The organism is Fundidesulfovibrio magnetotacticus, assembly GCF_013019105.1.
GTDB classification, from domain to species: domain Bacteria; phylum Desulfobacterota; class Desulfovibrionia; order Desulfovibrionales; family Desulfovibrionaceae; genus Fundidesulfovibrio; species Fundidesulfovibrio magnetotacticus.
This window is the reverse complement of sequence record NZ_BLTE01000008.1, coordinates 37,843-50,891: the sequence shown is the minus strand read 5'-3', so window position 1 is coordinate 50,891 and position 13,049 is coordinate 37,843. Positions and strand designations below refer to the sequence as shown.

The following is a 13,049-nucleotide window of genomic DNA, read 5'->3' as shown; positions in this document are numbered from 1 at the left end:
TCACGCCAGGATGGAAAGTTCGGCCCACTCGGCCCCGCGCGTGAACGCCACGCATACAGCGCCCTCGCGCGAAAGGTCCGAGAGCGCCCGGCCCGGGCCGCGCAGGTAGTCCTCATCCGGGTCGGCGAAACGTCTGCACGGCCCGGCCAGGCGCACCCGGGCCTTGCCAGTGGCCGTGGCGTCCAGGCGTGCGAAGAGGGGGGCCGGTGTCCGGGAACGTTTGCCGCCCGCATCGGGCAGGCCGTCCAACACCGCCTGGAGGGCCAGGGCCAGGCGGAAGCCGCGCTCCAGGGGGACCACCACCCGCTCCAGGCCGGGGGCCACGGAGAGCCCGCGTCGCGGCCAGAGGTCCGGAGCCTCGCGCAGGAAGGCCGCCAGGTCCACTCCTTCTGCGCCGGGTTCGGAGACGTGGCAGGCCATGAGCCGCAGGAAGGCCAGGCTGTCGCCCTCGCCGCCCCAGGCCCAGGCCCCGGCCTCGGCGGCCAGCACGCTCAGGCGGTCCAGGGCGCGGGAAAAGGCCTGGACCACCTCCTGGCGCATGGCCTCCCGATTCCCGGGTGAAAGCTCCGGTGCGGCGGGCGCGGCGGGTTGGGTCTCCAGGATGTGGCGCAGGGCGCGGCCTGCTCCTGTTTCGGAGGCCGAGCCCAGCCTGCCGGGCCTGGCCAGGGGGTCCGCGCCCAGGCGCAGCGCGCTCACGAGAGCCCCCGGGCCGCGATCTCGCGGGCGAGGTTCAGGCAGTCCAGCGCGCCATTGCTCTTGGGGGCGTAGGCGAAGATGCTCTTGCCGAAGCCCGGGGCCTCGGCCAGGGCCACGGATTCGCGCACGCGCGTTTCCAGGCGCAGCGCGGGGAAATGACGGCGCACGGAGGTGTCCACTTCGCGGCAGAGGCGCTTGCGGTGCACGTAACGCGTGAGCGCCACGCCCAGCACCGTAAGGCCGGGATTGAACCCCCGGGCGGCGTCCACGGTGTCCATCACGGCCCCCAGTCCGGCCAGGGCCAGGAACTCCGCCTGCACGGGAACCACCACGGCGTGGGCGGCGGCGAGAGCGTTGACGGCCAGCAAGCCCAGGTTGGGGGGGCAGTCCAGGATGCAGGCGTCGGCCTCGGGCAGGCGCTCCAGCACGCGCGCCAAAAGGCGCTCCTTGCCGGGCAGGGAGGCGAAGACCGTGTCGGCCCCGGCCAGCTCGGGAGAAGCGGGCAAAAGAAGCGCCCCCTCGGCCTGCACCAGGAGGTCCGCCGCGGGGGCGCTCCCGGAAAGCGCCTCGTGCAGACCCGGCCCGCCGGGGTCCGCCCCGAAGGCGCGGGTCAGGTGGCCCTGGGGGTCCAGGTCGACCAAGAGCACGGAGCGGCCCAGCCGGACCAGCCCCGCGCCCACGTTGGCGGCCAGCGTGGTTTTGCCCACGCCGCCCTTCTGGTTCAAAAAGGCCAGGACGCGCATGGACGACCCATACTACGCCCCGGTGACGATCGCGTTTCAGCCAACGCGGCGCACGAGTCCTTCCAGGGCGGCCAGCACGCTTTGGCCGCGCACGGACTCGCGGTCGCCTTCGAAGCGGTGGACCTCGGCCGTGGCCACGCCGTCCACGCTGAAGCCCAGCCACACCGTGCCAACGGGCTTCTCGGAAGTGCCGCCCGTGGGGCCTGCCACCCCGGACACCGAAACGGCGCATTGCACGCCGAAGCGTTGCGCCGCGCCCGAGGCCATGGCCAGCACCACCTCCCGGCTCACCGCGCCATGGGCTTCCAGGAGCAGCCGGGGCACGTCCAGCAGGGATTCCTTCACCGCGTTGGAGTAGGCCACCACGCCCCCGGCGAACCACGCCGAACTGCCCGATACCGCCGTGAGCGCGCCCGACACAAGCCCCCCCGTGCACGATTCCGCCGTGGCCAGCCACCAGCCGCGTTCCCCGAGAACCCGCGCCGTCTCCCGCGCCGCCCTGCGCGTCGCGCCGTCCATGCGCACCTCCCGCCTTGACCGGGCATCGACGCCCGGCGTAAGATATCTGTTTCCAAGATCAATCACCCGGAGACCCACCATGCTCGACGTGCGCTTCGTACGCAAGAACCTGGACCTTGTGCGCCAGGCCCTGGCCGACCGCAGGACGGACCTGGACCTGGAAGGCTTCGCCAAGCTCGACGAGAAACGCCGCGCGGTGCTCACCGAGGTGGAGTCCCTAAAGAACGAGCGCAACGCCTCCTCCGCCGAGGTGGCCAAACTCAAGCGCGCCGGGCAGGACGCCACGGAACTGCTGGAAAAGCTTTCCGGTGTTTCGGAGCGCATCAAGGCCCTGGACGAAGAAGCCCGCCAGGCCGACGAGGCGTCCGAAGCCTTCCTGCTGAGCGTGCCCAACCTGCCTCACGCCACCACCCCCGTGGGCAAGGACGAGACCGACAACCCCGTGGTGCGCGTCTGGGGCGAAAAGCCCGATCTCGTCTTCCCCCCCCGCGAGCATTGGGACCTGGGCCAGGCCCTGAACGGCCTGGACTTCGAGCGCGCCGGAAGGATGACCGGCTCGCGCTTCGCCGTGCTCTGGGGCTGGGCCGCGCGCCTCGAACGCGCCCTGGCCGCCTTCATGCTGGACGTGCACACCCGCCAGCACGGCTACACCGAGGTGGCCCCGCCCCTCATGGTCAACGCCGACACCCTGCGCGGCACCGGGCAGCTCCCCAAGTTCGAGGGCGACCTCTTCAAGACCAATTTCAAGGATTTCTACCTCATCCCAACGGCCGAGGTGCCCCTCACCAACCTCCACCGCGACGAAACCCTCGACGAGGAACGCCTCCCTCTGGGCTACTGCGCCCACACCCCCTGTTTCCGCTCCGAGGCCGGAAGCTACGGCAAGGACACCAAGGGGCTCATCCGCCAGCACCAGTTCTCCAAGGTCGAACTCGTGCGCTTCGCCCGCCCCGAGGAATCCTACGAACAACTGGAACTGCTCACGGCCCACGCCGAGAAGATCCTCCAGCTCCTGGGCCTGCACTACCGCGTCATCTCCCTCTGCACCGGCGATCTGGGCTTCTCCTCGGCCAAAACCTACGACATCGAGGTCTGGCTGCCCGGCCAGAACGCCTACCGCGAAATCTCCTCCTGCTCCAACTGCGAGGACTTCCAGGCTCGCCGCGCGGGCATCCGCTGCAAGGCCAAGGGCGGCAAGGCGCGCCTGGCCCACACCCTCAACGGCTCGGGCCTCGCCGTGGGACGCACCATGGTGGCCGTGCTGGAAAACGGACAGCAGGCGGATGGCTCCATCGTCCTGCCCGAAGCCCTCGTTCCCTACATGGGCGGCGTGTCCGTCATCGAACCGTGATCCGGGCGCTGGCCACGGCCGGGGCCGTCTGGGCCATGGGCGCGGTGTTCGTCCTGGAGCCGCGACAGATCGCCATCCTGGCGGTGCTCACCGGCGCCATGGCCTGGATTCTGGACAACGCCGCCCGGCGGCGGTGACCGGAGAGACGGCGGGGCAGCCGGGAAGAAGCCTCCAACGGGCAAAGAGGGCTCCGCCCTCTGAGGCTGCTGATAAAGTCGGCTTTGCCGCCCGTAAGCGACTCCCACAAACCCCGCTTCGGGGTTTGTCATCAAGCAGAAAGGGCTCCGCCCTCTCTGCACTCTCCCCCCGGACACACCGGCATACCCGGTGAAGCCCGCGAAGCAATTGTGGGGTCTGGGGGGATCATCCCCCCAGCGGGTCCAGGGCGGAGCCCTGGCTGGAGCGGTCCGGAGAGGTGGGCGCACTCTCCAGCGCGCTGCGACGCCCTACCGTGAATGTCTCGAAAAGGCGGCGGTCTTTCCAGCCGCGTACGGCTTCTTCCTCCGGTCCAGTCTTTCCAATCTGCCACGCGCCTCACCCCTCTGCGTGCTACAACATCACTCGCGGCCTGCTTCCTGTACCGCCCCGACGCCGAACACGGTCTCGCCGCGCAGGAAGGCGTCGGCCATGGCGGGGATCGCCTGTTCGCTGGTCATGAGCATGTCTGTCTGCCGGGTGAACTGTAGGAGCCTTCCCAGTTGGACAAGCCGTTCCCGGACCAGTTCGGGGGGATACTTCTGGAAGCGGCCTTCCACGCGGTCGGCGTTGGTGGTGACGGTGAAGCCGAGGCGTTCCAGGATGAGCCCGATGGCGCGGGCTCGCCGTTCGCGGCGTTCCTCGCCTGCTGCTCCACCCTTGAAGGCGAAGGTGATGTAGTTCTTGTTGACGGTTTTGCCGCAGTAGCAGTCCAGGACGCCGTAGTGGTAGCCGACGCGGGAGCTGAAGTTGAGGTATTTGTCGGAAATGATGGCGTAGCTGCGTTCCCCGAAGCGTTCCGAGGCCATGTTGGGGCCATCGACCATCTGTCGCCCCATCACGGAGAGGAAGCCTCGAAGGTGTACGGGGCGCGGTCCTTTGGCCACGAACTGCTCGTCGGCCAGTCCCTCCATGAGGGCTTTGAAGGGGACGCTCAGGATATCGCGGAGGGATACCGCGTCGCGGGCGCAGGGGTCTCCCGCGAGTCCGCCGCCCAGGTCGATGACGTGCAGGTCGAGGCCTACCCCGGCCTCGAGCCGTTGGGCCATGCCGCCTTCGCCGGAAGCCTCGTCGCCCAGGGTGAACATGGCGGCGTAGGAACGCTCGTGGAGGTAGCGCGTGATGTCGTGCATGGTCCGGCAATGCGCTGGCGAGAAGGAGGGCGCTTTGGGGTCCACGAGGTTCAGGGGGGCTAGGAGCGCGTGGATGTTCCTGAGCAGCGCATGGATGGGAGTTCCGGCCATGGGCGCCGGAGCAGCTTCCTGATGATCGAGCAGTGCGTCCACGAGTCCTTTGTAGACACGGCGATTGACGGCGTCCACGGTGACGGTGACGCCTGTGCGCAGGACGTCGGTGGCCCGGGACAAGCCCAGGATGGTGGGCACGTTGAATTCGCGCGCGAGCGAGGCCATGTGGCCGGTGACGCTGCCGTGGTCGGTGACGATGGCGCGGGCCTTGGTCATGGCCACCATGAACTTTGGCGAGGAGTGGCGGGCCACGAGGATGCCACCTTCAGGGAAGAGGGCGAGCGAATCGTCGTCAGTGACAAGGAAGACTTCACCGTATCCCGAGCCGGGACAGGCGGTGGCCCCCCCTTCGAGGAGCATTTCTGCGTCGGCGACGGGCGGTTCGGCAGGGCGCGCATGGGAGGCCTCCCTGGGCAACCCGGCAAGGGGACGCGCTTGGAGGAGCACGAGTCGCTTGGAGCCGTCCAATGCCCATTCCACGTCCTGGGGAGATCCGTAATGGGCCTCCAGGCGTTGCCCCCAGTCAGCGAGGGTGCGGATCTGGGTGCGGGTGAGGCAGGGTTGGCTGATCAGGTCCCGGTTCACGTCGAGGCGTTCGACCCCGCCGTCCTGCTTTCCCGCGAGCATGAACTCCTGCCGTGCAATTTCCTGGCTCAGAATTTCGAGGCTCTGCTTGCGCACGCGATAGCTGTCCGGGGTGACCACACCGTCCACGGCGTACGGTCCGAGACCCCAGACGGCGTTTATGAGTATGTCTTCGTCCGCGCGGTCGAAAGGGTGGCGCGTGTACATGACGCCGGAAGCCACGGAGTCCACCATGGCCAGACAGGCCACGCCCATGGCCGCGGCCTCGTCGGGCACTCCCTTGAGGAGACGGTAAGCGATGGCGCGGGGCGTGTAGAGGCTGGCGGTCACGTAGCGGTAGCTCTCGGCGAGCTTTGCCCGCGAAACGCCGAGAATGGAGAGGTATTGCCCTGCGAAGGAGAGCTCGCCGTCTTCCCCCACGGCGCTTGAGCGCATGGAAACCTTGATGGACTCGGGATCGACGCCAACGCGGGCCGCCAGCTCGGTCTGCATTTCCAGGAGTCGCGCCTCGAACCCGTCCGGCAAGGGAGCAAGCAGCATGAGGCGCTGGATGTCTTCGCTGGCTGCCTGGATGGACGCAGGGTCCGACGCGTCAAGGGCCATGGTCAGCTTGGCGATTTCGGAGCCAAGGTCCGAGTGGTCAAGCAGGGAACGAAAGGCGAAGGTGGTGATCGCGAAACCAGCTGGAATGGGCAAGCCGACTTTGTTGCGCGATTCGCCGAGGTTTGCGCATTTCCCGCCGACGACTTCGGTGCTTGCGCGATCAATGTCTGAAAAATCCAGGAACCAAGGGCCCACTTCGTGTGGCTGGCCGGATAGCGCGTTTTTCAGGTCAGCCTGAATGGTCTGGATTCGTTCGCGGAGTTGGGGCTGAAGCGAATCCGAGAGGTTCTCATAGCCCCGCAGCATGCGCAGGCCGTGGAACACGGCCTGGCTGGCCACGGAGTGAAGAAAAGCCATGCCGAAGACCTCTCTGCCGGGGAGTTTCTCCTCCACGGACGCGATGATGCGCAGAAGCTCCGAGTTCGATTCGAGAAGTTCCTGGAAGTTTACGTATTTGAAGCGGAATCGGGTCTGGTCCGTCGGCGCGGGTCGGCAACTGGCCCCAAAGAGGGGGCGCAGAAGCCTCTTGATGCCGTCGAGAAGGGGACTCTGGATCCTTGCCATCGCGTCTCCCTTTGATTTGGGCGGCCGTCCGGGGCGTGTCAGTCTTGCTTTCCGGAGTCCCCGGCGGCCACGTAGCGGGTTGCGGGACCTTTTCCCTTGATACGGAGCAATCCGCGTTCCACCATGTCGCGCAAGTCGTATTGCGCGGTTCTGGCCGGTACGGACACGTCGAGGATGGCCTGATACTGCGAGCGCGTGATGCTGCCATGAGCAGCAAGGAATTCCAGGCCTTTGCGTTGTCTTGCGTTCAGTTCGACGGTCTGAGTCTGGGGGGCGGGCGGTGTTGCCTTCCGCGAGGGTCTGGCCGGGGTCGGGGGTTGCTGCTGTTCGGGCTCCTTCCACTCTCCTGCGGAAGGCTTTGCGTCGAATCGAAGGTCTTCCAGGAAGATGGTGTTGGAGTCGGCCATGGCCACGGCGCGCATGATGCAGTGCTTGAGTTCGCGCACGTTACCCGGCCAGTGATGGGCCGCGATGCGTTCCCACGCGCCCTTGGAAAGGCTCATGGAACTTTTGTTCATGACCGCCGCGGACTCCTTGAGGAACGCGCCGACCAACGGTGGGATGTCCTCCATGCGTTCGCGCAAGGACGGCGTGTGCAGGGTGAGCACGCGCAGACGGTAGTACAGGTCTTCCCGGAAGCTGCCCTCCTTCACGCATTCCAGCAGTTCCACGTTTGTGGCGGCGATGACGCGCGCATCGAAAGGAATCTCCTGGTCGCTGCCCAAGGGGATGATGGTGCGCTCGGCAAGGGCGCGCAGCAAGGCCTGCTGCACCTTGGCCGATGCGTTGCCTATCTCGTCCAGGAGGATGGTTCCCCCCTGGGCGGCCAGGAATGCTCCCTTACGATCGGCCTTGGCCTCGCTGAAGGCTCCTTTCACATGCCCGAACAGAGCGTCCAGGAGCAGGTTCTCGTCCAACGCCCCGCAGTTGATGGTGATGTATGGGCCGGATGCGCGGCGCGAAAGCTTGTGGATGGCCTGCGCCGTCACCTCCTTGCCGGTGCCCGTCTCCCCGATGATCAGGACGTCCGGGTCTACTGCCGCAGCCTTGCGGATGAGCCATTTAAGCTCCCGCATGGCCGGACTGCGCCCGATGACGCCCTCCATGGGGTGCTCCTCGGGAACGTCCGCAAGCTGCTGGTCCAGGTCCAAGGGTTGTCTCAGGATATGGTTATGGATGTGGGCGTCCTTGAGGCGCAATTCCTCGCGCTGGAATAGCACAGCCTCCACGAGGGCGTTGATGGAGTCCTTGAGCGTGCTCGTCTCGCGGTCGCGCGCGGGCAGATCGATGGGGGTGAGCACGCGCTGGTCCGGCATGGATCGAACCCGCGCGGCCAGCTCCAGCAGGGGGCTCGTGATCACGCGGGCCACCGCGTAGAGCAGCGCCGTCGTGAGGGCCATGGAGGCGACGAAGATGGCCAGAAGCACGTCGTTGAGGCGGTATTCCGCGGCGAGCAGCAGGCGCGATTTGTCCATGAAGGCCACGCCGCCCACCACCTCCGCCGGCTTGTCCGGATGGTTTTTGAAGTACACGGGTGAATAGCCCAGGGAATAGGTGTCGTTGGAGGGCGAGTGGGCTTCCATCTCGGTGTTGACGGTCTCCACGCCGGTCCGGGCGGCCTGCACGTCCACCACCATGCGCCAGTAGGCCTCGTTGGCGGTGGAGGGTCGGAAGGCGCTGCGGTTGCCGGGCTGCCCGTGGTCGCCGCGCAATCCGGAGCGGGCCATGTCCGTGGAGAGGGGCTGTTCGTAGTCGTCGGGGTTTCCGCTCTGGAAGAGCATCCAACCCTGGCCGTCGATGAAGAAACTGTAGCGCTTCTCGGACGTCCGCTGGAACGCGGCCAGCGGCGAGCGGGGCGAGTTGTGGATTGAAAGGAGTTCACGTGCGGCGCGGCCGTCCAGCGAAAGCATCCAGAAACCCATGAGGGACCCGTCCTCGCCGTACACGGGGGTGACGAGCCGGAAGAAGTGGAAGGTGCCCCCTCCCGCGATTCCGGGGAGGATGCCGGGGGGGTAGATGGTTTCCGAGAGCCCTAGAAGGGCCACGCCGTCCTTGCCGAGGCCCACGGCGGCCGCCGGGGCGGCGTGGGGCGGGTTGATGATGCGTTCCGCCTGCTCCTTGCCGATGAGCCGGACTTCGCGGCCTGTGTCGAAGGCGAAGAGGGGGGCGCTGCCGTCGGCTGGGATGAAGGCGGCCTCGCGGTAGACGCCTGGGCGTACGTCGGCCTGGAGCGATAGGAAGCGAAGGAGCGTCTGGGGGTCCGTGGGCCAGCGGGCCAGCAGCAGGATGTCCTGGCGTGCCTGCTCGAAGTGATCGGTGAGGGCGGAGGCCTGTCCCATGGTGAAGACCTTGGTGGTGCGCTCCAGGGAGAGGCCAAGGTATTTGCCGGCCACCACTTTGGCTGCGTAGCCCGTCACGGCCAGCACCAAGGCCATGAGCGGGATGACCGTGGTCATGAGTTTGCGGCGGATGCTCCACTGGGAGAATGGGCCGAGCCCTGAGATCATGCTTCCCCAGATGGGTTTTTGCGGCACCAGAAAGCCCATGAAACAACCTCCACCGGATGCGCGATGCCTCCTTTTCGCGCGTCAATCGTGTTGCGTCAAGTGTTTTGCGCGATTGTCGCGATTGCGTGAATTTCAATAAGTATATGTATTAAAATGATATTTATTGAATGGCATGCGGGTTGCTCAAGGCTGGGAGCTTTGAACGTGCAAAACCCCAAACTTGAGGAGCGCGCAATGAAGATTCTGGCTGCCCTGGACCTCACGGACAACGCGAAGGCAGTGATGCAGAAGGCCGTCGAGGCCGCGAAACAGCAGAACGCCCAACTTGTGCTGCTCACCGTGGCGGAGGACTTCCTGGACCTCGGCGACGTGATGGACACCGCAGGCGTGACCGACAAGCTCTACAAGGCTGCCGCCCAGGCGGTAGAGGCCGCCAAGGCCGTTGCCAAGGATGCGGGCGTCGAGGCCGAGGGCGTGGTGAAGCAGGGCGTGTCCCCTGCGGACCTCATCGTTGAATACGCCGGCGAAATCGGCGCCGGGCTCATCGTGCTGGGCAGCCGGGGCAAGAAAGGCATCGAAAGGTTCCTCCTGGGCAGCGTGGCCGGAAAGATCGTGACGCACGCCCCCTGTTCGGTGCTCGTGATCCGTTAACTAACCTTATTGAAGGAGCACATCATGAAAAGGATCAAGCTGGCGTTGTTCTCCCTGCTGCTGGCGTTGACGGTTCCGGGGTTCGCCCTGGCGGCCGGCGGCGGCGGCGCGCCCATCGTGCTGGTGGCCGACACGCGCAAACTCGACGGCATCATGGCCTGGTGGGCCAATCTCTACAACGAGAGCCACCTGTACTTCACGATTCTCACCGTGGTGCTGATCCCTACCATCGGCGTGTGCTTCGGCATCATCGCTGACATTATCATGCACTGGATCGGGCTCGACCTCAAATCCCGCGACCTCGCGGAACACTAGGCCGAAGGGAGGCACACCATGGATTGGCTCTATATCCTGATGCCCATCGCGGGCGTGAAGATCTTCTGGCCCGGCCTCGTGATCCTGGGCGTGGGCGTGGGCATCATCGGCGGTTTCTTCGGCATGGGCGGCGCGTGGATGGTCACGCCCGGCCTGAACATCCTCGGCTTCCCCATGGCCTTCGCCATCGGCACGGACATCGCGCACATGGCGGGCAAGTCCCTCATCTCCACCCTGCGCCACGGCAAGTTCGGCAACGTGGACTACAAGCTCGGCGTGATCATGATCGTCGGCACGGTGGGCGGCTTCGAGGTGGGCGCGCAGATGGTCATGTGGCTTGAGCGCATGGGCAGCGTCGAGGCCGTGGTGCGCTACATCTACCTGGCCCTGCTCTTCCTCATCGCCTGGATGGTCTTCCACGACGTGAACAAGCGCCGTCAGAAGGAAAAGGCCGCCCGCGCCGCGGGCAAGGAAGTGGATGCCCTGGCCACCGGCATCGAGTGGCACAAGACCCTGCACAAGATCAAGATTCCCCCCATGGTGAACCTCGAAGTCGCGGGCATCTACTGTTCCGCCTGGCTTCCCATCGGCGTGAGCTTCTTCACCGGCTGGCTGGCCGGCATCCTGGGCATCGGCGGCGGCCTCATCCGCATGCCCGCCCTGATCTATCTGCTGGGCTGCCCCACGCACGTGGCCGTCGGCACCGACCTCTTTGAAGTGATGATCTCCGGCCTCTACGGCGCCGCCTCCTATACCTACAAGGGCCGCACCGAGCTGGTTGCCGCCATCATCATGCTCTGCGGCGCGTCCTTGGGCGCTCAGGTGGGCTGCGTGGCCACCAAGTACATCAAGGGCTACGGCATCCGCATCGCCTTCGGCCTGGCCGTGGTGGGCTGCGCCGTGTCCATCGCCATGAAGCTCCTTGGCGCCAACGTGAAGGAACTCAGGGTCGCCATGGACGTGGGCTCCACCTGGCTGGTGCTGGGCCTCGTCTCGGGCCTGAGCCTCTACATCTTCATCAAGATGGTGCAGGGCGCCAAGGCCGAACTGGCCGCCAAGAAGACCGCCTAACGGGCTAACGACCAAGGAGAAAGAAACATGAAGCGCATATCGATTCTCTTGGCCGCCCTGGCCCTGGCCTCCCTGGTGGGATGCAGCGACTTCGGCAAGGTGGATCAAGGCCGCGTGGTGGCCTACGATAAGGATGCAGGCAAGGTGACCTTCATCCGAGACAAGAAGGCCGAGCCCCTGAACCCTGATTACTCCGGGCTCCCGGCCGTGACCTACACCATCCCCACCAACCCGGAGGAGATGGGCCCCGCCCCCAAGGCCGGGCTGCGCATGAAGCTCGACACCCAGAAGAGCCAGATCGTGATCTACGATCCCAAGGAACAGAACTTCAAGACCATCGGCTTCAAGATCCACGACATGCAGGAAAACGTGGAGCGCGACCACCCGCTGGTGTTCGACAAGGCCACCGGCAAGGCCAAGGTCTTCCCCATGGTGGACAAGACCAAGAAGACCGTCACCGTGTATTCGGCCCGCCAGAAGATGCTCGTGACCTTCAGCGTGCCTGACGAATACATGACCTGGCCCGACTCCACCTGGGACGCCGGCGACGAAGTGCGCGTCTACTACAAGGAAGACGGCAAGTCCCTGCGGTTCATGAACATCAGCAAGACCGACATCTTCAAGAAGTAGCATTGGGCCTAGCCCGGGCCGCTCCCCTCAAGCGGCCCGGGTCGCCATACACTCCGGACCGGAGGGCTGGAAAAACGGCCCCCCACTCCGCCGGCCCTCCGGCTCCGGACCCAGCAAGGAGCATCGACGTGAACATCAGACAACGCCTCACCGTAATCGCCGTGGACATCGCCATCCTGGCCGAGTTAGCCTACGGAATGCACGCCGCCTCCCTGGACCCGGACAACTTCACCTCCGCATTCTGCAAGGCCTTCTTCTCCCTGCTGCTGCCCACCCTGGCCCTCGGCATCACCGCCGTGCGCTGCCTGCGCGACAAATCCGGCGACACCCAGCCCACGACCCAGACCCAGGACGCGGTCTAGCCCATGACCCTCCAGCAGGCCGTCTTCCTGCGCCGCATGGCAGGCTGGTCCGCCTCGGCGCTGCTATTCGCCGCTCTCGCCGTCCTGGCCGACGGCCTCGTGGGCGGTTTCAAGGACGGCACCCGCGATTTTCAGTCGCTTCCCGGCGCTTCTCTGGACATCACCGCCCACATGCCCCCCGGGGCCGAAGCCATCGCCGATCTGCGCATCACGGGAGAGACACCGGGCGTGCGCGTGGTCCCCAAGGAACTCTTCAGCGGTTTCTGGCTGGGCGGGGCCATGTGGCGCGGCAAGATCGAAGTGGACAGCCAGGCCCAGCCCGGCGAGCGGATCTTCCTGGTTGAAGGACCGCCCCTGGCCGAAAAGCCCCAACGTTATGTGTCGGTGCCCTTCCGGGTGGTGGTCCACGCCGACGCCCCTTCACTCAGGGCGGCCGCGCCGGCCCTGCTCACGCGGCTCACCGGCTTTGAGCCCTATCCCGCCAGCCTCACTCTCTTCCTGCTGGCCCTGCCCTGCGGCGCGGCGGGCTACCTGCTCTCCCGGCGCATCGAGACGGGGCTGGCGCAGCTGGGCAAGGCCGTGGTCTACATGATCAAGTCCGAGCCCGAAGGCCAGCGCATCGCCTTCTCGCTGGGGCAGGGCCGTGGACTCGCGCCGGGCGGGAGCGTGCTCCTGGAGGACGCCGCCGGCAACACCGTGGGCCAGGCCCTGGTGCTCACCGCCACGGCCGAGGACGCCACGGCCCGAGTCGTGTCCGGGCGCTGCACCCCTGGCGACCTCGCCGTGCTGCACGGGAGTGCACCCAACGGGGCTTAGCTCCCCGATTTCGAACACGGTCCGATCGTCTGGCGGACGCGTCCAACCACAATTCCGGGGAACTGCGCGAGGAGGCATCTCCAAACTTTCAGGAGAGTTGTTGCGCTCTCCAACGGGAAATCCACCGGATCATACCGCCGCCGAAGGGGGGTGTTCTGTTTGCCGTCCGGGTTGCCGGTTTGTTTCACATAGGG

13 protein-coding genes are annotated in these 13,049 nt (G+C 66.2%); 8 read left to right on the top strand and 5 right to left on the bottom strand.

The window, feature by feature from the left end:
• Genes NNJEOMEG_RS09695 through NNJEOMEG_RS09685 form a run of 3 tightly spaced genes read right to left on the bottom strand, consistent with a single transcriptional unit; the run spans position 1 to position 1,958 of the window.
• Positions 1–696, bottom strand: a complete 696-nt coding sequence (locus NNJEOMEG_RS09695) for a hypothetical protein (protein WP_173083856.1) — start codon at positions 694–696, stop codon at positions 1–3.
• Positions 693–1,439: a ParA family protein gene (locus NNJEOMEG_RS09690; protein ID WP_173083854.1), complete on the bottom strand. Its 747-nt coding sequence runs from the start codon at positions 1,437–1,439 to the stop codon at positions 693–695. Before NNJEOMEG_RS09690 ends, NNJEOMEG_RS09695 begins: the two co-directional genes overlap by 4 nt.
• A gap of 36 nt (positions 1,440–1,475) precedes the next feature.
• On the bottom strand, positions 1,476–1,958 hold the full coding sequence (locus NNJEOMEG_RS09685) for a CinA family protein (protein ID WP_173083852.1): 483 nt from the start codon (positions 1,956–1,958) through the stop codon (positions 1,476–1,478).
• A 79-nt stretch (positions 1,959–2,037) separates the two neighbouring features.
• Here NNJEOMEG_RS09685 and serS point away from each other — a divergent pair, with 79 nt between their 5' ends.
• The gene (gene serS, locus NNJEOMEG_RS09680; RefSeq protein ID WP_173083850.1) at positions 2,038–3,309 is read left to right on the top strand and encodes a serine--tRNA ligase; all 1,272 of its coding nucleotides are present in this window, start codon (positions 2,038–2,040) and stop codon (positions 3,307–3,309) included.
• Positions 3,306–3,446 carry a hypothetical protein gene (locus NNJEOMEG_RS09675; RefSeq protein WP_173083848.1) on the top strand — a complete coding sequence of 47 codons (141 nt, stop codon included), beginning with the start codon at positions 3,306–3,308 and terminating at the stop codon, positions 3,444–3,446. The genes serS and NNJEOMEG_RS09675 overlap by 4 nt, the downstream gene beginning before the upstream one ends.
• Positions 3,447–3,866: 420 nt before the next feature.
• On the opposite strand, the gene NNJEOMEG_RS09670 is transcribed toward NNJEOMEG_RS09675, so the two are convergent.
• Positions 3,867–6,503, bottom strand: coding sequence for a PEP/pyruvate-binding domain-containing protein (locus NNJEOMEG_RS09670; protein ID WP_173083846.1), 2,637 nt, complete (start codon positions 6,501–6,503; stop codon positions 3,867–3,869).
• A gap of 38 nt (positions 6,504–6,541) precedes the next feature.
• On the bottom strand, positions 6,542–9,049 hold the full coding sequence (locus tag NNJEOMEG_RS09665) for a sigma 54-interacting transcriptional regulator (RefSeq protein WP_173083844.1): 2,508 nt from the start codon (positions 9,047–9,049) through the stop codon (positions 6,542–6,544).
• Between the two features lie 195 nt (positions 9,050–9,244).
• Here NNJEOMEG_RS09665 and NNJEOMEG_RS09660 point away from each other — a divergent pair, with 195 nt between their 5' ends.
• The 6 genes from NNJEOMEG_RS09660 to NNJEOMEG_RS09635 all read left to right on the top strand — a co-directional run bounded on the left by NNJEOMEG_RS09660 (position 9,245) and on the right by NNJEOMEG_RS09635 (position 12,855).
• On the top strand, positions 9,245–9,661 hold the full coding sequence (locus NNJEOMEG_RS09660; protein WP_173083842.1) for a universal stress protein: 417 nt from the start codon (positions 9,245–9,247) through the stop codon (positions 9,659–9,661).
• A 24-nt stretch (positions 9,662–9,685) separates the two neighbouring features.
• Positions 9,686–9,976, top strand: a complete 291-nt coding sequence (locus tag NNJEOMEG_RS09655; protein ID WP_173083840.1) for a DVU0150 family protein — start codon at positions 9,686–9,688, stop codon at positions 9,974–9,976.
• A gap of 18 nt (positions 9,977–9,994) precedes the next feature.
• Positions 9,995–11,047, top strand: a complete 1,053-nt coding sequence (locus NNJEOMEG_RS09650) for a sulfite exporter TauE/SafE family protein (protein ID WP_173083838.1) — start codon at positions 9,995–9,997, stop codon at positions 11,045–11,047.
• Between the two features lie 27 nt (positions 11,048–11,074).
• A complete protein-coding gene (locus NNJEOMEG_RS09645) occupies positions 11,075–11,677 on the top strand; it encodes a DUF4881 domain-containing protein (RefSeq protein WP_173083836.1) in 603 nt (200 codons plus the stop codon).
• Between the two features lie 128 nt (positions 11,678–11,805).
• The gene (locus tag NNJEOMEG_RS09640; RefSeq protein WP_235956917.1) at positions 11,806–12,039 is read left to right on the top strand and encodes a hypothetical protein; all 234 of its coding nucleotides are present in this window, start codon (positions 11,806–11,808) and stop codon (positions 12,037–12,039) included.
• A gap of 3 nt (positions 12,040–12,042) precedes the next feature.
• Positions 12,043–12,855 (top strand): hypothetical protein, encoded by an 813-nt coding sequence (locus tag NNJEOMEG_RS09635; protein WP_173083834.1) that lies wholly within the window; start codon positions 12,043–12,045, stop codon positions 12,853–12,855.
• The last annotated feature ends 194 nt before the right edge of the window (positions 12,856–13,049 follow it).